Below are 18,004 nucleotides of genomic sequence, written 5' to 3'. Positions count from 1 at the left end.
GCCCAGGGCCAAGTCCGGAGCCGGGGCCAAGTTCGAGGCCTGGGCCAAGGCCGGTTCCAGGGTCGAGGCCGGGTCAGGAGCCGATGCGCAGACCGAACTTGACACCGACGCCGGGGCCGAGCCCAAGGTCGGGGCCGAGTCCGGAGCCGGGGCCAAGGCCGAGGGCGGAGCCGAGGGCGAGGGCAAGGCCGGAGCCGAGGGCAAGGGCAAGGCCGGAGCCGAGGGCAAGGGCAAGGCCGGAGCCGAGGGCAAGGGCAAGGCCGGAGCCGAGGGCAAGGGCAAGGCCGGAGCCGAGGGCAAGGGCAAGGCCGGCGCGAAGGAGACAGGGGCCGCCGACAACCCCCGCCTGCCGGCAGCCCGGACGCCCTCCACCACAGAACCGACGACAGCCGAGGGCGGTGCGGCGGAGACGGGGGATGCCGCGAACGCGCCCGAGGGCGGTTCGGAGGACACGGGGGCGCAGACCGAACCTGACGCCGGGGCCAAGTCCGGGGATGTGAGGCGGCGTTGGGGGCGGGGGTGGCTGTCGGCGCATCCTGGGGCGGGCCGGGGGCTGTCCGTCGGTGTGAGCGTGGTCTGTGCCGTGCTCGTGGTCGGGGCCCTGGTGCTGCCGAACACCGTCGTCGGGATCGGCCCCATGAAGTTCGTACGGATACCGGGCGAGGCGGTCATCGGCGCCGCGGTCGCCCTGGTGCTGCCGCGCAAACCGCGCATGGCGCTCGCCGGGCTTGCCGGTGCCGCGCTCGCCGCGCTGACCGTGCTGAACCTCCTCGACATGGGCTTCCACCAGTACCTCGGCCGCAGCTTCAACCTCGTCCTCGACTGGAGCCTGCTCACCGACGCCGAGGCATACCTGGAGGACTCCCTCGGCCGCACCGCCGCCCTCGCCGCCACGGCCGGCGTCGTCGTCCTCGTCCTCCTCCTGTTCGCGCTGCTCACCCTCGCCACGATCCGCCTGGCCAACCTGGTCGCCCGGCACGGCGGCCGGGCCACCAGGGGCGCCCTGTTCGTCGGCGTCGCCTGGATCACCTGCACGGCCTTCGGCCTGCAGATCGCCGGCGTGCCGATCGCCTCGGACCGCACCGCCACGGCCGTGGAGGTCCAGGCCCGCCGGGTGGCGGACACGCTCAGGGACGAGGCGGAGTTCCGGAAGGTGGCGAAGGCGGACGCCTTCGGCAACACGCCTCCCGACCAGCTGCTGACCGATCTGCGCGGCAAGGACGTGATCTTCACGTTCATCGAGAGCTACGGCCGCAGCGCGATCGAGGACCCGGTCATCGCGCCCGGCGTCGACCAGGCCCTCACCGCGAACACCGCGGCCCTGGCCGAGGCCGGCTTCCACGCGAAGAGCGGCTGGCTGACCTCGGCGACGTACGGCGGCAACAGCTGGCTCGGCCACTCCAGCACCCTGTCGGGCCTGTGGATCAACAACCAGCAGCGCTATCGCACCGTCATGGCCAGCGACCACCTCAGTCTCACCAAGGCCTTCCAGAAGAGCGGCGCCTGGGACACGGTCGGCGTCATGCCGGGCGTGCAGAAGGGCTGGCCCGAACAGCGCTACTTCGGCCTCGACAAGGTCTACAACGCCTTCCAACTGGGCTACCAGGGACCAAAGTTCAGCTGGTCGACGATGCCCGACCAGTACGCGCTCGAAGCGTTCCAGCAGCGTGAGCACGGCAAGCACCGCGACAAGCCGCTGATGTCGGAGATCATCCTGACCTCCAGCCACCAGCCCTGGGCACCGGTCCCGCGGCTGGTCGACTGGGACCGGATCGGCGACGGTTCGCTCTTCCGGGACATCGAGGCGGCGGGCAGCAGGCCGGCCGACGTCATCGCCGACACCACCAGGTCCCGCGAGGAGTACGGCAAGTCGATCCAGTACTCGGTGACCGCCCTCACCCAGTGGCTGGAACGCTACGGCACCGACGACACGGTGCTGGTCTTCCTCGGCGACCACCAGCCCATCGCCCGGGTCAGCGGCAACCACGCCAGCCGCGACGTGCCCATCTCCCTCGTCGCCAAGGACCCCAAGGTCCTCGACAAGATCGCGAGTTGGGACTGGACCGACGGACTGCGCCCGGCACAGGACGCCCCGGTCTGGAAGATGAGCGCCTTCCGGGACCGCTTCCTGACGGCCTACGGGTCGACGCCCCACCCGAAGAAGAGCTGACCGCCCCGTCCCGGGGCGGCCTCGAAGCACGCGCGTGCCCCGGGCCCGCCCCACGGCACCTGCCAGAGGGACCGGCCGGCGGTGGCGCCGCAGCCACCCCGGCGGGGCCCTCCGGTGCGTTGGTCCGCACCCGGCTCGTCAGGAGACGTACGCCGCCCGGAAGGCGCCGAGGCCGGTCACCCAGCCCACCGCCGTGGCCATGGCCGCTCCGTGTCGGACGGGCGGTCGGCGCTGCCCAGGAGGCGTCAGCCGCCGGAGGTGTCCAGTTCCGCGTCCTCCGTGACGCCCGCGCAGTCGTAGGGGTCTCTCAGCCAGCCGTCCGGCAGGACCACCCGGTTGTTGCCGGAGGTACGGCCGCGGGGGCCGTCGGCGCCGGTGGGCCAGGGCTGGTCCAGGTCCAGTTCGTCCAGGCCGGCCCGGAGGTCGGCGAGGGACGAGGTGATCGCGAGGCGCTTGCGCATCTCGGAGCCGACCGCGAAGCCCTTGAGGTACCAGGCGACATGCTTGCGGAAGTCGATCACACCCCGCGCCTCGTCGCCGATCCACTCGCCGAGCAGGCCCGCGTGCCGGACCATGACGTCGGCGACCTCGCGCAGGGCCGGCCGCATGAGGTCCTGCGTACGGCCCTCGAAGGCCGCGGCCAGGTCCGCGAAGAGCCACGGCCGGCCGAGGCAGCCGCGCCCCACGACCACCCCGTCGCAGCCGGTCTCGCGCACCATCCGCAGCGCGTCCTCGGCCGACCAGATGTCGCCGTTGCCGAGCACCGGGATCTCCGGCACATGCTCCTTGAGCCGGGCGACGGCCGCCCAGTCCGCCGTGCCGCCGTAGTGCTGGGCGGCGGTGCGGCCGTGCAGCGCGATGGCGGTCACGCCCTCCTCGACCGCGATCCGTCCGGCGTCCAGGTAGGTGAGGTGGTCGTCGTCGATGCCCTTGCGCATCTTCATCGTCACCGGCAGTTCGCCCGCACCGGCGACGGCCTCGCGCAGGATCGCGCGCAGCAGATTGCGCTTGTACGGCAGGGCCGAGCCGCCGCCCTTGCGCGTCACCTTGGGCACCGGGCAGCCGAAGTTCAGGTCGATGTGGTCGGCCAGGTCCTCCTCCGCGATCATGCGGACGGCCTTGCCGACGGTGGCCGGGTCGACCCCGTACAGCTGGATCGAGCGCGGCTGCTCGGTCGCGTCGAAGTGGATCAACTGCATGGTCTTCTCGTTGCGCTCGACCAGGGCCCGGGTCGTGATCATCTCGCTCACGAAGAGCCCCTTGCCCCCGCTGGCTCCATCCATCGATTCGCCTCCGGCGAAGGACCGGCACAGCGTCCGGAAGGGCGCGTTGGTGATCCCGGCCATGGGGGCGAGCACGACGGGCGGCTGCACCGTGTGCGGGCCGATCCGCAGGGGAGACACGAGGGTGGTCGACGGCGTGGGCATTGCCCCATTGTCCCGCACTCCGGCGGCCGCTCGCCCCCGCCTGTGGACAACCGGGACCATGACGCCCGCATGATTCATTAGTTAGACACACTATCGATGCGGGCGTACGATCGAACTCATGCATCAACTCAGTGCGCGCCGACGTTCGCTGATCCTGGCGATCTGCTGTATGAGTCTGCTGATCGTCAGCCTGGACAACACGGTCCTGAACGTCGCTCTCCCGTCGATGCAGCGCGAACTGAACACCAGCACCTCGGGGCTGCAGTGGACCATCGACGCGTACACGCTGGTACTGGCCTCACTGTTGATGCTCGCCGGCTCCACGGCCGACCGGATCGGCCGCAAGCGGGTCTTCATGGCGGGCCTCGCGGTCTTCACGATCGGCTCGCTGCTGTGCTCCCTCGCGCCGAACCTGGAGTCACTGGTCGCCTTCCGCATGATCCAGGCGGTCGGCGGTTCGATGCTCAACCCGGTCGCCATGTCGATCATCACGAACACCTTCACCGAGCCGCGCGAGCGCGCCCGCGCCATCGGCGCCTGGGGCGCCGTGATCGGCATATCCATGGCCGCGGGGCCGCTGGTCGGCGGGCTGCTGGTGGAGGTCGTCGGCTGGCGCGCGATCTTCTGGATCAACATCCCGATCGGCCTCGCCGCCCTCCTGCTCACCCTGCGCTACGTCCCCGAGTCCCGCGCTCCCCACCCCCGCCGCCCCGACCCGGTCGGCCAGGTGCTGGTGATCGCGCTGTTCGGCGCGCTGACGTACGCCATCATCGAGGCGCCCCACGCGGGCGCCGGCACGGTGCTGCCCTTCGCCGCGGTCGCCCTGATCGCCCTGCTGGGCCTTCTGCGGTACGAGCCCCGGCGCCCGGAACCCCTCATCGACCTGCGCTTCTTCCGTTCGGCGCCGTTCAGCGGTGCCACGGTCATCGCGATCAGCGCGTTCGCCGCGCTGGGCGGCTTCCTGTTCCTGTCGACGCTGTATCTGCAGAGCGTACGCGGCCTCGACGCGCTGCACGCCGGCCTGTGGATGCTGCCCATGGCGGCGCCCACGTTCCTGTGCGCGCCGATCTCCGGGCGGCTGGTCGGCAGCCGGGGGCCGCGGCTGCCGCTGCTGATCGCGGGCGTCGCGATGACCGCGGGCAGCGTGCTGTTCGCCGCGTTCGAGGCGGAGACCTCGGACCTCTCCCGGCTCGCCGGGTACGTCCTGTTCGGCATCGGCTTCGGCTTCGTGAACGCGCCGATCACCAACACCGCGGTGTCCGGCATGCCGCGGGCCCAGGCGGGGGTCGCGGCTGCCGTCGCCTCCACCAGCCGGCAGCTCGGGCAGACGCTCGGGGTCGCGGTGATCGGGTCCGTGCTGGCGGCCGGCATCGGCTCGGCGGCGTTCGCCCCGGCCTTCGTCGACGCGGCCCGGCCCGGCTGGTGGATCCTCACCGCGTGCGGCGCCGCGGTGCTCGTCGTCGGCGCGCTGACCAGCGGACACTGGGCCCGCCGCACCGCCGAGCGGACGGCCGAGCGCCTGGACTCGACCGAAGTGCTCCAGGCGGTGGGCGCGCCCGGACGCGGCTAGAGCGGGTTGAGGCGGGCCTTGAGCAGGCAGAACTCGTTGCCCTCGGGGTCGGCGAGAACGTGCCAGGACTCCTCGCCGGTCTGGCCGATGTCCGCCGGGCGCGCCCCGAGCTTCAGGAGGCGTTCGAGCTCGGCGTCCTGATCGCGGTCGGTGGCGTTGACGTCGATGTGCAGCCGGGGCTTCCCCTGCTCCGGCTCGTCCCTGCAGCTGAGGAAGATCGTCGGCTGCGGGCCGCCGAACCCTTCGCGCGGACCGATCTCGAGGCTGCCGTCCGCTTCGCGGTGGAGCACTACGAAGTCCAGGACCTCGCACCAGAACCGCGCCAGCGCCTCGGGGTCACGGCAACCGAGCACGAGCTCACTGATACGACATGCCATTGACGCAACCTACTCTCACCGCAGCGGGAACAACGCGAGACCCTATCGGGCGAGACGAGCACCTGCGAGGGTTTTTTCGGGCCTGTCTCCGGTGTCCCGCCAACACCGGTGCCCAAGGGGCGCAGGCGATCCAGGGGGCCTGTTCGGCGCCCTGGGCGGCGGACCGGCCCGGGGCCATGAAGCCGCCGGGCGCCCACGCGTCTGCCGGGGCCACGGTGTGTCCGGGGTTCACGGGCACCGTCGGACGATTTCGCCGCCGCCAGCATCCGGTCGTAGCGATGCAGAACCAGGCGAGCCATCGCGGGGTGGGCGCCCAAGGGGCGGAGGCGATCCAGGGGGCCTGTCCAGCGCCCTGGGCGGCGGACCGGCCCCGGGCCATGAAGCCGCCGGGCGCCCACGCGTCTGCCGGGGCCACGGTGTGTCCGGGGTTCGCGAGCACCGTCGGACGATTTCGCCGCCGCCAGCATCCGGTCGTAGCGATGCAGAACCAGGCGAGCCATCGCGGGGTGGGCGCCCAGGGGGGCAGAGGCGATCCGGGGGCCATCAGCGCAGCGCACTAGGTGGCGGACCGGACCGGGGCCATTGAAGCGGCCGGGCGCCCGCGCGTCTGCCCGGGCACGGTGTGTCCGGGATTCGCGGGCACCGTCGGACGACCTCTGCAGCCCTGCCCCCAGGGGGCACGCCCCCTCGGCGGCGAACCGGTCCTGGGCCGTGAAACAGGAAGCCACCGCGATCCGGTGCCGGCCGCGGGTGCGGTCGGCGGGGACGACCGGCACGTCCAGGCGGTCGGCCGGCCGGCGGGCCGTGCGACGGGTGTCGACCGCCGCCGCCGGTTCCCGGGAACCGGCGGCGGCGAGCACGACCCCGCTGTCGCGGCGCGTGGCCTCGGTCGTCCGAGCGCACCGGCCGGGCGAGCGGGTGCGGGCCGAGCGGGGCCGCAACGCGCACCAGATAGCGAACCGGCCCAGGCCCATGAAGCGGCACCGGTTCCGGCTCCGCCGTCGCCGAACGCCTGGCCGTAGCAGCGGGACGCTCCCGCAGGACACGGCTTGGCCAACTCGGTGTGAAGTGCTCCCTGTTGATGTTGGTCTTCCTGCACACTCCTTGCTGCACGATCCGGACAGCACTCGCCGTGAACGGACGCTGGAGACGTCATGCCGCAGATCAACACGAGCAAGGTGAGCCGCCGGGACCGGCACGGCCGGGAACACGTGGTCAGGGTGGAGCGCACGGGAGTGCAGCGCACGATCAGGTGTGACACCTGCGGCTGGCGGCAAGGGGCGCAGTTCCTGCCCTGGCTGAAGGCGGCCGAGCATCTGGCCGAGGCCCACCAGGCAACGGTGGATCCCGCGGACTCCCCGCCGCCGCGCTGACGCTGCGGCCCGCCGGAACCGGCGCCGACCGTCACCTCGGGGGCCTTCGCCGCAGGCGGCCCGTCGCCCGTCGCCCGCGGCCCATGCGGCCCTCGGTCATCGCCGAGGCCGGCAACACACAGCGACCTTCACCGGGCACACCAAGCGCGCCGAACACCTGCGGGCGGCATCCGGCAAGGTCCGCTCGCCGACCGTCACGGTGAAGGTGACCTGAGACCGCGTACCAGCAGATCGACGAGCGCGGTGAACTCGTCCTCGATGCCCGGGCGTTGCCACTCCCGCGCATAGGCGGGGTCGTGAAAGCGGCCGGTGGCGTGGAAGACGGCGCGGGCGGCGGTGGCGGGGTCGGACACGGTGAAGCCGCCTGACTCGGTCCCGTCCCGGACTATCCGGGTCAGCTGGGCGATCAGATCGGTGACGTGGTCGGCGACCGCCTCGCCGTTCTCGTCGGTCAGCACGGTGTAGGTGGCGAACAGCTCGGGGTCAAGGCCCGCCTTGCGGCGCTTGGCGGCGAACAGCGCGGCGAGCCAGTCCCGCAGCCGGACCTCCGGGTCGCCGTCCTCGGCGACGATGCCGGCCAGCAGCTCCGAGGTGCGGTCGAGCCAGCGCTTGGTGACCGCCTCCCGCAGCGCGGCCTTGGTACGGAAGTGCCGGTAGACGGTGCCATGGCTGACGCCGAGGGCGCGCGCCACGTCCACGACGGTGGCCTTCGCCGGGCCGTGGCGGCGCAACACCTCCTCGGTCGCCTCGAGGATGCGCTCGCTGGTCAGGGTCTCGCCGGTCGCTGCCATGGCCTAGACCGTACCCGGCCCGGGGGTCACTGCTCGGTGCCGAGGTGTGCCAGCTGCGCGGCCGGGTAGCGGGCGCCCGCCGCCGCGTCCGCCGGTACGGCCTTCTCGATCGCCGCCAGGTCGGCCGCGTCCAGCGTCACATCGAGGGCGCCCAGCGACTCGGCCAGCCGCTCCCGGGTGCGGGCGCCGACCAGCGGCACGATGTCCTCGCCGCGCGAGAGCACCCAGGCGATGGCGATCTGCGCGACGCTCACGCCCTTGTGCTCGGCGATCTCCCGAAGCGCCTCGACGAGGTCGAGGTTGTGCCGGAGGTTCTCGCCCTGGAAGCGGGGCGCGAAGGCACGGAAGTCATTGGCGGCGAGCTGCCGGTCGTGGGTGAAGTGGCCGGAGAGCAGGCCCCGGGAGAGCACGCCGTACGCGGTGATGCCGATGCCCAGTTCGCGGGTGGTCGGCAGGATCTCCCGCTCGATGTCGCGGGTGATGATCGCGTACTCGATCTGGAGGTCCGAGATCGGGGCGGTGGCCGCGGCCCGGCGGATGGTCTCGGGGCCGACCTCGCTCAGGCCGACGTGCCGGACGTATCCCTTCTCGATCAGTTCGGCGATGGCGCCGACGGTCTCCTCGATCGGTACGTCCGGGTCGAGGCGCGCGATGCGGTAGATGTCGATGTGGTCGACGCCGAGGCGCTGGAGCGAGTGGGCGGCGAAGTTCTTCACGGCGGCCGGCCGGCCGTCGTGTCCGCTCCAGTTGCCGTCCGGGTCGCGCAGCGCGCCGAACTTCACGCTGATCAGCGCCTGTTCGCGGCGGGCCGCGGGCGCGGTGCGCAGCGCCTCACCGACCAGCATCTCGTTGTGGCCCATGGCGTAGAAGTCGCCGGTGTCCAGCAGGGTCACGCCCGCCTCCAGGGCGGCGTGGACGGTGGCGATCGATTCGGCCCGGTCCGCCTCGCCGTACATCGCGGACATGCCCATGCAGCCGAGGCCGAGGGCCGAGGTCTGGGGGCCGGTGTTTCCGAGGGTGCGGATGTGTGTCGTCATGCGCCCCACCCTGACATGACAGATGACAGATTTCAATATCTGTCATCTGTCATCTGTTAGCTGTCACTTGTCAGGGTCATTTTGGTCCAGACCTCTTGACGAAAGGTCTGGACCACGAGCACTGTCATGCCTACGACACCTCACCGCACCCCCCACCGGGAGGCCTCGCATGACCCGCCGTGTCCGCCGCCGACTCCGGCTGCTCGCCGCCGCGCTGACCGCGGCCGTCCTCGTCCCGCTCGCGGTCGCCGCCGCCCCCACCGCGGCCGCGGCCGACACCTGCGCCGTCAAGTCCCGCCCGGCCGGCAAGGTCCTCCAGGGCTACTGGGAGAACTGGGACGGCTCCGCCAACGGCGTGCACCCGCCCTTCGGCTGGACCCCCATCACCGACTCCCGCATCCCGGCCCACGGCTACAACGTGATCAACGCGGCCTTCCCGGTCATCCGCTCCGACGGCACCGCGCTGTGGGAGGACGGCATGGACGCCGGGGTGAAGGTGGCCACGCCGGCGGAGATGTGCGCGGCCAAGGCGGCCGGGCAGACGATCCTGCTCTCCATCGGCGGCGCCACGGCGGGCATCGACCTCAGCTCGACCACGGTGGCCGACCGGTTCGTCGCGACGATCGTCCCGATCCTGAAGGCATACAACTTCGACGGCATCGACATCGACATCGAGACCGGTCTGGTCGGCAGCGGCAGCATCAGCCAGCTCTCGCCGTCCCAGGCCAACCTGATCCGCATCATCGACGGGATCCTGGCCCAGATGCCCGCGAACTTCGGCCTGACCATGGCCCCGGAGACGGCCTACGTCACCGGCGGCAGCGTCACCTACGGCTCGATCTGGGGCGCCTACCTGCCCATCATCAAGAAGTACGCGGACAACGGGCGCCTGTGGTGGCTCAACATGCAGTACTACAACGGCAGCATGTACGGCTGCTCCGGAGACTCGTACGCGGCGGGCACGGTCGCGGGCTTCACCGCGCAGACCGACTGCCTCGACCAGGGCCTGGTGGTGCAGGGCACGACCATCAAGGTGCCCTACGACAAGCAGGTGCCGGGCCTGCCCGCGCAGTCCGGGGCGGGCGGCGGCTACATGTCACCGTCGCTGGTCTCCCAGGCCTGGCAGCACTACGGCTCCTCGCTCAAGGGCCTGATGACCTGGTCGATCAACTGGGACGGCGCAAAGAACTGGACCTTCGGCGACAACACGAAGTCCTTGCAGGGCCGTTGAGCCCGCGGCGGACCGCAAAACGAACGCCGGGCGGGCTGACGTAGGTCAGCCCGTCCGGCGTTTGAGGACGAGGCCGTTCAGGCCGATGCGGCAGCGCCCTGAAGGGGCGCGGGGAACTGCGCGACCAGCCACGATGGTGCCGCAGACGACCGACGGCACATCGCGGCATTTCCAGCGGAGCGCTCAGCAGCCCAGCAGGCGTCCGGCCAGGTACCCCTCGATCTGGTCCAGCGACACCCGCTCCTGCTTCATCGAGTCGCGCTCGCGGACCGTGACCGCGTTGTCCTCCAGCGTGTCGAAGTCGACCGTCACGCAGTACGGGGTGCCGATCTCGTCCTGGCGGCGGTAGCGGCGGCCGATGGCGCCGGCGTCGTCGAACTCGATGTTCCAGTGCTGGCGGAGGGCCTGGGCGAGCCCCTTGGCCTTCGGGGACAGCTCAGGGTTGCGGGACAGCGGGAGCACGGCGACCTTCACCGGGGCCAGCCGGTGGTCCAGCCGCAGCACCGTACGCTTCTCCATCTTGCCCTTGGCGTTGGGCGCCTCGTCCTCGATGTACGCGTCGAGCAGGAACGCGAGCATCGCGCGGCCGACACCGGCCGCCGGCTCGATGACGAACGGCGTCCAGCGCTCGCCGGCCTCCTGGTCGAAGTAGGAGAGGTCCTGGCCGGAGGCCTTGGAGTGGGCGCCCAGGTCGTAGTCGGTGCGGTTGGCGACACCCTCCAGCTCGCCCCACTCGTTGCCGCCGAAGTTGAAGCGGTACTCGATGTCGGCCGTGCGCTTGGAGTAGTGGGAGAGCTTCTCCTTCGGGTGCTCGTACCAGCGCATGTTCTCCGTACGCAGGCCGAGGCCCGTGTACCAGCTCCAGCGCTGCTCCATCCAGTACTCCTGCCACTTCTCGTCCTCGCCCGGCTTGACGAAGAACTCCATCTCCATCTGCTCGAACTCGCGGGTACGGAAGATGAAGTTGCCCGGCGTGATCTCGTTGCGGAACGACTTGCCCATCTGCGCGATGCCGAACGGCGGCTTGCGGCGCGAAGCGGTCTGCACCTGGGCGAAGTTGGTGAAGATGCCCTGGGCGGTCTCCGGGCGCAGGTAGGCGACCGAGCCGGAGTCCTGTGTCGGGCCGAGGTGGGTGGACAGCAGGCCCGAGAACTGCTTGGGCTCGGTGAACTGGCCCTTGTTGCCGCAGTTGGGGCAGTTGACGTCCGCAAGGCCGTTCTCCGGCATGCGGCCGTGCTTGGCCTCGTACGCCTCCTCCAGGTGGTCCGCGCGGAACCGCTTGTGACAGGCGGTGCACTCGGTGAGCGGGTCCGTGAAGGTGGCGACGTGGCCGGAGGCCACCCAGACCTCGGGGGCCAGGATGACGGACGAGTCGAGACCGACCACGTCCTCGCGCGACGTCACCATGTAGCGCCACCACTGGCGCTTGATGTTCTCCTTGAGCTCGACACCCAGGGGCCCGTAGTCCCAGGCGGCACGCTGGCCGCCGTAGATCTCACTGCAGGGGAATACGAAGCCACGGCGCTTGCTCAGGCTGACGATGGTGTCGATCTTGTCGGCGGCCACGGTGCTCTCTTCATTACGACGACGGGCGACGAAGCGAGATGCTTCCAGCGAATGCCTCAGGTTACCGGCGCAGGCTCCCCCTCGGCCAAATCGGTGGGCGTCGCACGGCCCTCAGGGAGCTTGTTGACAACCGTTTCCATATTAGTTGAAAATGACTCTCATGAACGCACGACGACTCATACCCACCGCCGCGGCGACCGTGGCCACCGCCCTCGGCATTGCGACCCTCTCCGCCTGCTCCAGCAACAGCGCGGCAGCGGGTGACACCGGCAAGTTCGACGTCGTCGCGTCGTTCTACCCCATGGCCTTCCTCGCCGAGCAGATCGGCGGCGACCACGTCCATGTCACCAGTCTCACCCAGCCCGGCCAGGAACCGCACGACCTGGAGATCAGCGCCAAGCAGACCGCGCAGCTCCAGGAGTCCGACGCGGTGCTCTACCTCAAGAGCCTCCAGCCCTCCGTCGACGAGGCCGTCGCCCAGTCCGAGATCAAGACGAAGATCGACGCCGCCTCCCTGACCACCCTGGAGGAGCACGGCAACGAGGTCGGCGGGCACGCGGCCGAGCACGACAGCCACAAGGGCGAGGAGACCGGCGGCAAGGACCCGCACGTCTGGCTCGACCCGGTGCGCTACGCCGAGGTGGCCCAGGGCGTCGGCACGGCCTTCGAGAAGGCCGATCCCGACCACGCGGCCGACTACAAGAAGAACACCGCGGCGCTGGTCAAGAAGCTCGACGACCTCGACCAGCAGTTCAAGGACGGACTGGCGAACACCCAGGGCAAGGTGTTCATCACCACGCACGCCGCCTTCGGCTACCTCGCCGAGCGCTACGGCCTCACCGAGGAGGCCATCAACGGACTCGACCCCGAGTCGGAGCCCAGCGCGGCCCGGGTGAAGGACCTTGAGAAGATGGCCAAGGCCGACGGCGTCACCACCGTGTTCTACGAGACGCTCGTCAGCGACAAGACCGCGAAGACAGTCGCCCGGGACTCCGGCCTGAAGACCGACGTCCTCGACCCGATCGAGGGCATCACGGACAAGTCCCGGGGCAAGGACTACTTCTCGGTCCAGGAGGCGAACCTCAAGGCGCTGCAGACCGCCTTGGGCAGTAAGTGATCGTTCCGATCGTTACGGAGGACGGCATGGGCGTCACCGACGTCACGGGCGAGCCCGTCATATCGATGCGCGGCGTACGCGCCGAGCTGGGCTCGCGACCCGTCCTGCGCGGCATCGACCTCACCGTGCACCGCGGTGAGGTCGCCGCCCTGCTCGGCGCGAACGGGTCCGGCAAGTCGACCGCGATCCGCAGCGTCATCGGCCAGGTACCCCTCAGTACCGGAGCGATCGAGCTGTTCGGCACGGACCGGGGGCGGTTTCGGGACTGGCGGCGCGTGGGCTACGTACCGCAGCGGACCACCGCGGCGGGCGGGGTGCCCGCGACGGTCACCGAGATCGTCGCCTCCGGCCGGCTCTCCCGCACCCGGTTCGGTCTGTTCGGCCGGGCCGACCGCGCGGCCGTGCACCGCGCCCTGGAGCTCGTCGGCATGGCCGACCGGGCGAAGGACTCCGTCAACGCCCTCTCCGGCGGCCAGCACCAGCGCGTCCTGATCGCCCGCGCCCTGGTCGCCGAGCCCGAGCTGCTGATCATGGACGAGCCGATGGCGGGCGTCGACCTGGCGAGCCAGGAGGTGCTCGCCCGGACGCTCCGGGAGCAGGTCGCGCAGGGCACCACGGTCCTGCTGGTGCTCCATGAACTCGGCCCGCTGGAGCCGCTGATCGACCGGGCGGTCGTGCTGCGCGACGGCTGTGTGCTGCACGACGGCCCACCCCCGCACGCGCCGGCCAGCATTCCCCCAAGCTCTCAACTTCGTTCGAGCAGGGGGTACCCCCAGCCGGGCCATGACCATGTGCACCCGCACGGACCCGCGGGCGCCGATCCGATCCGCACGGGGCTGCTGAGCTGATGGAATTCCTCGACTACGCCTTCATGCAGCGGGCCCTGCTCGCCGCCGTCCTGGTCGGCGTCACCGCCCCCGCCATCGGCATCTACCTCGTCCAGCGCCGTCAGGCCCTGATGGGCGACGGCATCGGCCATGTCGCGATGACGGGCGTCGGCCTCGGCTTCCTGCTGTCCACCTCGCCGGTGTGGATGGCCACCGGCGTCTCCGTGCTCGGCGCGATCCTCATGGAGCTGATCCGCTGGTACGGCCGCACACGCGGCGACATCGCCCTCGCGATGCTCTTCTACGGCGGCATGGCCGGCGGTGTCATGTTCATCAACCTCGCGCCGACCGGCTCCACGGCGAATCTGACGTCGTACCTGTTCGGCTCGCTGTCGACCGTGTCGCAGTCCGATGTGACGGCGATCTGCCTGCTGGCCGCGTTCGTGGTCCTGGTCACCCTGGGGCTGCGCCGCCAGCTGTTCGCGGTCAGCCAGGACGAGGAGTTCGCCCGGGTCACCGGGCTGCCGGTGCGGGCGCTGAACCTGCTGACGGCGGTCACCGCGGCGGTGACCGTGACCGTCGCCATGCGCGTGGTCGGCCTGCTGCTGGTGAGCGCGCTGATGGTGGTCCCGGTGGCCGCCGCCCAGCAGCTCACCCGGAGTTTCGCGGCGACCTTCGCGATCGCCGTCGCCCTCGGCGTCACCGTGACGATCAGCGGCACGATCACGTCGTACTACCAGGACGTGCCGCCCGGTGCGACCATCGTGCTGCTGACCATCGCCGCGTTCGTGCTGCTGACGGCGCTGGCCACGCCGCTGGCGCGGCGCCGCGCCCGGGCGCTCGCCGCCGCGCAGCCGCCCGGCGACCCCGCGGAGTGCTCGATTCCGGTCACTCGGGGGGCCGCCGACGAGGTCGGCGTCTGACTGCGCACGGGCCGGGCTGGCACAATGGCCCGGCAGACGCAGAACCGTGAGGAGGCAACCGGTGACGACCGCTGGACCGCCCGTGAAGGGCCGCGCGACCCGTCAGCGGGCCGCCGTGGCGGCGGCCCTGAACGAGGTCGACGAGTTCCGCAGCGCGCAGGAACTCCACGACATGCTGAAGCACAAGGGCGACTCGGTCGGCCTGACCACGGTCTACCGCACCCTGCAGTCCCTTGCCGACGCCGGTGAGGTCGACGTGCTGCGTACCTCCGACGGCGAGTCGGTCTACCGCCGCTGCTCCAGCGGCGAGCATCACCACCACCTCGTCTGCCGCGCCTGCGGCAAGGCGGTCGAGGTGGAGGGGCCCGCGGTGGAGAAGTGGGCGGAGGCGATCGCGGCGGAGCATGGCTTTGTGAACGTGGCGCATACGGTGGAGGTCTTTGGCACCTGTGCGGAGTGCGCCGCAGGTTGACCGGTCTTTTCAGTTGCGGGTCGGTGGGGGCTGTTCGCGCAGTTCCCCGCGCCCCTAGGGGGTTGTGCCTACCCGCGCTTGCAGGTCAGGCTGCCGGCAGCCAACCCAGGGGCGCGGGGAACTGCGCGATCGGCCACGACGCACCCGCACCCGGTCCCGGACCGCGAGCCCAACGGCGCTCACCCGCGGCGGATCAGGGCCGACTCTGCGGGCTCGGGTAACCGCACCCCCCAGGGGCGCGGGGAACTGCGCGATCGGCCACGACGTACCCGCACCCGACCCCGGCCCCAAGCCGCAAGCCGCGAGCCCGATGGTGCTCGGCCGAGGAGGGGTCAGGGGGTGGGCTCTGTGGGCAGTTGTTGGTCGTTGGGGATCGCTCCGCCGAAGCGGCGGTCGCGGGACGCGAATTCGACGCACGCACGCCACAGATCGCGGCGGTCGAAGTCGGGCCACAGGACGTCCTGGAAGACCATCTCGGCGTAGGCGCTCTGCCAGATCAGGTAGTTGGAGGTGCGCTGCTCGCCGCTCGGGCGCAGGAACAGGTCGACGTCCGGCATGTCCGGGTAGTAGAGGTACTTCTGGATGGTCTTCTCGGTGACCTTGCCGGGGTCGAGCCGGCCGGCCCGCACGTCCTCGGCGAGCGCCCGCGCCGCGTCCGCCAGTTCGGCCCGGCCGCCGTAGTTCATGCAGAAGTACAGGGTGAGCAGGTCATTGTCCTTGGTCTGCTCCTGGGCGACCTGCAACTCCTTGGCGACCGACTTCCACAGCCGGGGCATACGGCCCACCCAGCGCACCCGGATGCCGAGTTCGTCGAGCTGGTCCCGGGTCTTGCGGATGAAGTCGCGGTTGAAGTTCATCAGGAAGCGGACCTCGTCCGGCGAACGCTTCCAGTTCTCGGTCGAGAAGGCGTACAGGGAGATGTTGCGGACGCCGATCTCGACGGCGCCCTGGAGCACGTCCAGCACCCGCTCCGCGCCGACCTTGTGTCCCTCGGTCCGCGGCAGCCCGCGCTCCTTGGCCCAGCGCCCGTTGCCGTCCATGACGATGGCCACATGCTCGGGGACCAGTTCGCCGGGGAGCTTCGGCGCGCGGGCACCGGACGGGTGCGGCTCGGGCGCCTTGTACTCGCGCCGCCGGCGTCCCAGGATCCCGCGTACGACCATCTGCTTCTCGTCTCCCTACTAGGGCCTCCGCGCCGTTCGCGCCGACGCCGTGTCTATGACTTTTCCACGTACCGCAGTGAGCGCAGCCCGCGCTCCAGGTGCCAGTGCAGGTAGGCCGACACCAGTCCGTTCCCCTCCCGGACGTACCGCGGCTCGCACACATCCGCGGTCTCCCAGTCTCCCGTAAGCAGCGCGCCGAGGAGAACGAGGGCCTGCGGTGAGGGTACGACGCTGCCGGGCACCCGGCAGTCCACGCACAGGGAACCGCCGGACGCGACCGAGAAGAAGCGGTTCGGTCCGGGCATACCGCACTTCGCACAGTCGCCGAAGCTGGGAGCGTAGCCGTTGACGGCGAGGGAGCGCAGCAGGAAGGCGTCGAGGACGAGGTGGGACGCGTGCTCACCCCGGGCGAGCGTCCGCAGCGCGCCGACGAGCAGCAGATACTGCTGCACGGCGGGCTCGCCCTCGTGGTCGGTGAAGCGCTCGGCGGTCTCCAGCATGGCCGTTCCGGCGGTGTAGCGGGCGTAGTCGGTGACGATCCCGCCACCGTAGGGAGCGATGGTCTCGCTCTGTGTGCACAGCGGCAGCCCGCGGCCGACAAGTTCGCTGCCGCGCGCGAAGAACTGCACGTCGACATGGGAGAACGGCTCCAGCCTCGCCCCGAACTTGGATTTCGTCCGCCGTACGCCTCGGGCCACGGCCCGCACCCGCCCGTGGCCGCGGGTGAGCAGCGTGATGATCCGGTCCGCCTCGCCCAGCTTCTGGGTGCGCAGCACGATGCCGTCGTCGCGGAACAGAGTCATGCCCCCCATTCTCACGCACGGAGTCGGCGCGGACGGCCGAAAGCAGGACCTGGGTACCGTCCCGGCATGGTGCGTCACGGCGTGTACTGGTAGCCGGCGCTGCTGGAGCCGCCCGGGCTGTGGACGAGGACGGTGACATTGCCGGGGGTGCCTCCTGGTGCGACGGCCACCACATTGGTGTCGGAGACGGTGACGAACGAGGCGGGAGTGCCGCCGACCATGACGCTGTCGGTGTACGTCAGGTTGCTGCCGGTGATGGTGATGCTGTTCCCGCCGGCGGCCGGCCCCTGGTTGGGGCTGAGACCGGTGACGATCGGCTGGGCGACATAGGTGTAGTAGGGCGTGCCGATCCCGGTGAGGCTCGTGCCGCCCGGCGTGGTGACGGTGACGGTGACGGTCCCGGAGCCGAACGGGGCGAGGGCGGTGAGCTGGCCGTCCGAGCTGACGCTGACGCCGGTGGCCGCGCGGGAGCCGAAGCGTACGGCGCTGGTGAGGGTCAGATTGCTGCCCGTGACCGTCACGGTGTTGCCGCCCAGGGTCGGCCCGAGCGTGGGAGAGACGCTCTCCACGGTCGGCAGCGGGACGTAGAAGTAGGACACCGGGGTGCTGGTGCCGCCGCCCGTGGTGACCGTGAGGTTGACGGGCCCCGCCGCTCCGGCGGGGGCCTGTGCGGTGATCTGGGTGCCGGTGTTGCCGGTGATGGTGGCGCTGTGGCCGCCGAACATGACCGCGGTGGCGCCGGAGAGGGCGGTGCCCGTGAGGGCGACGCTGTTTCCGCCGGCGGTGGGGCCCTGGGTCGGGGTGACCGAGCTGATGACGGGCGCGGGGAGGTACGTGAAGGTCACACTGTTGCTGGTGCCGCTGGGGGCGGTGACGGTGACGCCGGACGAGCCCGAACCGGCAGGGGCCGTGCAGGAGATGGTGGTGTCGCTGAGCGTGGTGAACTGTGCCGGGTTCGTTCCGAACCGCACCGACGACGCGCCGGTGAAGCCGCTCCCGGTGAGCGTGACGGACGTACCACCTGCGGCCGGTCCCTGGGTGGGGCTGAGGCTGTTGACGATCGGCGCCATGCCGTGCTCCTTTCCACGTGACGGAGCGAGGCCGCCGTGCCCCGGCCAGGAGCTGGGTCGGGGCACGGCGGTCCAGTGCGCTCCCGA

General features: G+C 70.9%; 16 protein-coding genes and 2 pseudogenes. 8 read left to right on the top strand and 10 right to left on the bottom strand.

What is annotated here, in order from left to right:
* Positions 1-523 precede the first annotated feature (523 nt).
* Positions 524-2,170, top strand: coding sequence for an alkaline phosphatase family protein (locus CTZ28_RS09610; protein WP_472926666.1), 1,647 nt, complete (start codon positions 524-526; stop codon positions 2,168-2,170).
* A gap of 245 nt (positions 2,171-2,415) precedes the next feature.
* On the opposite strand, the gene dusB is transcribed toward CTZ28_RS09610, so the two are convergent.
* The gene (gene dusB, locus CTZ28_RS09605) at positions 2,416-3,597 is read right to left on the bottom strand and encodes a tRNA dihydrouridine synthase DusB (protein ID WP_121888834.1); all 1,182 of its coding nucleotides are present in this window, start codon (positions 3,595-3,597) and stop codon (positions 2,416-2,418) included.
* Positions 3,598-3,715: 118 nt separating this feature from the next.
* On the opposite strand from dusB, the gene CTZ28_RS09600 reads away from it, so the two are divergent.
* The gene (locus CTZ28_RS09600) at positions 3,716-5,167 is read left to right on the top strand and encodes an MFS transporter (RefSeq protein WP_121888833.1); all 1,452 of its coding nucleotides are present in this window, start codon (positions 3,716-3,718) and stop codon (positions 5,165-5,167) included.
* Here the strand turns inward: CTZ28_RS09600 and CTZ28_RS09595 are convergent.
* The 3 genes and pseudogenes from CTZ28_RS09595 to CTZ28_RS48120 form a co-directional block, all read right to left on the bottom strand.
* Positions 5,164-5,544, bottom strand: coding sequence for a VOC family protein (locus CTZ28_RS09595; RefSeq protein ID WP_121888832.1), 381 nt, complete (start codon positions 5,542-5,544; stop codon positions 5,164-5,166). The genes CTZ28_RS09600 and CTZ28_RS09595 overlap by 4 nt on opposite strands.
* A 254-nt stretch (positions 5,545-5,798) precedes the next feature.
* Positions 5,799-5,926 (bottom strand): annotated as a pseudogene (locus tag CTZ28_RS49935) (sirohydrochlorin chelatase); the annotation flags it as partial.
* 73 nt (positions 5,927-5,999) lie between these two features.
* Positions 6,000-6,326, bottom strand: a pseudogene (locus tag CTZ28_RS48120) (hypothetical protein); the annotation flags it as partial.
* Between the two features lie 372 nt (positions 6,327-6,698).
* On the opposite strand from CTZ28_RS48120, the gene CTZ28_RS09585 reads away from it, so the two are divergent.
* Positions 6,699-6,917, top strand: coding sequence for a hypothetical protein (locus CTZ28_RS09585; protein ID WP_121888831.1), 219 nt, complete (start codon positions 6,699-6,701; stop codon positions 6,915-6,917).
* A gap of 194 nt (positions 6,918-7,111) precedes the next feature.
* Here CTZ28_RS09585 and CTZ28_RS09580 read toward each other — a convergent pair whose 3' ends face one another.
* On the bottom strand, positions 7,112-7,708 hold the full coding sequence (locus CTZ28_RS09580; protein WP_121888830.1) for a TetR/AcrR family transcriptional regulator: 597 nt from the start codon (positions 7,706-7,708) through the stop codon (positions 7,112-7,114).
* A 26-nt stretch (positions 7,709-7,734) separates the two neighbouring features.
* Positions 7,735-8,745, bottom strand: a complete 1,011-nt coding sequence (locus tag CTZ28_RS09575) for an aldo/keto reductase (protein WP_121888829.1) — start codon at positions 8,743-8,745, stop codon at positions 7,735-7,737.
* A 169-nt stretch (positions 8,746-8,914) separates the two neighbouring features.
* Here CTZ28_RS09575 and CTZ28_RS09570 point away from each other — a divergent pair, with 169 nt between their 5' ends.
* Positions 8,915-9,976 (top strand): chitinase, encoded by a 1,062-nt coding sequence (locus CTZ28_RS09570; RefSeq protein ID WP_121888828.1) that lies wholly within the window; start codon positions 8,915-8,917, stop codon positions 9,974-9,976.
* A 183-nt stretch (positions 9,977-10,159) separates the two neighbouring features.
* Here the strand turns inward: CTZ28_RS09570 and CTZ28_RS09565 are convergent, their stop codons facing one another.
* On the bottom strand, positions 10,160-11,542 hold the full coding sequence (locus CTZ28_RS09565; RefSeq protein ID WP_121888827.1) for a glycine--tRNA ligase: 1,383 nt from the start codon (positions 11,540-11,542) through the stop codon (positions 10,160-10,162).
* A gap of 160 nt (positions 11,543-11,702) precedes the next feature.
* Between CTZ28_RS09565 and CTZ28_RS09560 the strand changes: the two genes are divergently transcribed.
* The 4 genes from CTZ28_RS09560 (at position 11,703) to CTZ28_RS09545 (ending at position 14,881) form a co-directional block, all read left to right on the top strand.
* Positions 11,703-12,659 (top strand): metal ABC transporter substrate-binding protein, encoded by a 957-nt coding sequence (locus CTZ28_RS09560; protein WP_121888826.1) that lies wholly within the window; start codon positions 11,703-11,705, stop codon positions 12,657-12,659.
* Positions 12,660-12,685: 26 nt separating this feature from the next.
* Positions 12,686-13,507, top strand: coding sequence for a metal ABC transporter ATP-binding protein (locus CTZ28_RS09555; protein WP_121888825.1), 822 nt, complete (start codon positions 12,686-12,688; stop codon positions 13,505-13,507).
* The gene (locus CTZ28_RS09550; protein ID WP_121888824.1) at positions 13,507-14,409 is read left to right on the top strand and encodes a metal ABC transporter permease; all 903 of its coding nucleotides are present in this window, start codon (positions 13,507-13,509) and stop codon (positions 14,407-14,409) included. Before CTZ28_RS09555 ends, CTZ28_RS09550 begins: the two co-directional genes overlap by 1 nt.
* Before the next feature lie 61 nt (positions 14,410-14,470).
* Positions 14,471-14,881 carry a Fur family transcriptional regulator gene (locus CTZ28_RS09545; RefSeq protein WP_121888823.1) on the top strand — a complete coding sequence of 137 codons (411 nt, stop codon included), beginning with the start codon at positions 14,471-14,473 and terminating at the stop codon, positions 14,879-14,881.
* A 332-nt stretch (positions 14,882-15,213) separates the two neighbouring features.
* Here the strand turns inward: CTZ28_RS09545 and CTZ28_RS09540 are convergent, their stop codons facing one another.
* The 3 genes from CTZ28_RS09540 to CTZ28_RS09530 form a co-directional block, all read right to left on the bottom strand.
* A complete protein-coding gene (locus tag CTZ28_RS09540; RefSeq protein ID WP_121888822.1) occupies positions 15,214-16,044 on the bottom strand; it encodes an isoprenyl transferase in 831 nt (276 codons plus the stop codon).
* Between the two features lie 53 nt (positions 16,045-16,097).
* A complete protein-coding gene (gene recO / locus CTZ28_RS09535; RefSeq protein WP_183154322.1) occupies positions 16,098-16,847 on the bottom strand; it encodes a DNA repair protein RecO in 750 nt (249 codons plus the stop codon).
* Between the two features lie 74 nt (positions 16,848-16,921).
* Positions 16,922-17,917: an IPT/TIG domain-containing protein gene (locus CTZ28_RS09530; protein ID WP_121888820.1), complete on the bottom strand. Its 996-nt coding sequence runs from the start codon at positions 17,915-17,917 to the stop codon at positions 16,922-16,924.
* Positions 17,918-18,004 lie beyond the last annotated feature (87 nt).

It is taken from the genome of Streptomyces shenzhenensis (assembly GCF_003688995.1).
Taxonomy (GTDB): domain Bacteria; phylum Actinomycetota; class Actinomycetes; order Streptomycetales; family Streptomycetaceae; genus Streptomyces; species Streptomyces shenzhenensis_A.
This window is presented reverse-complemented; position numbering and strand designations above follow the sequence as displayed.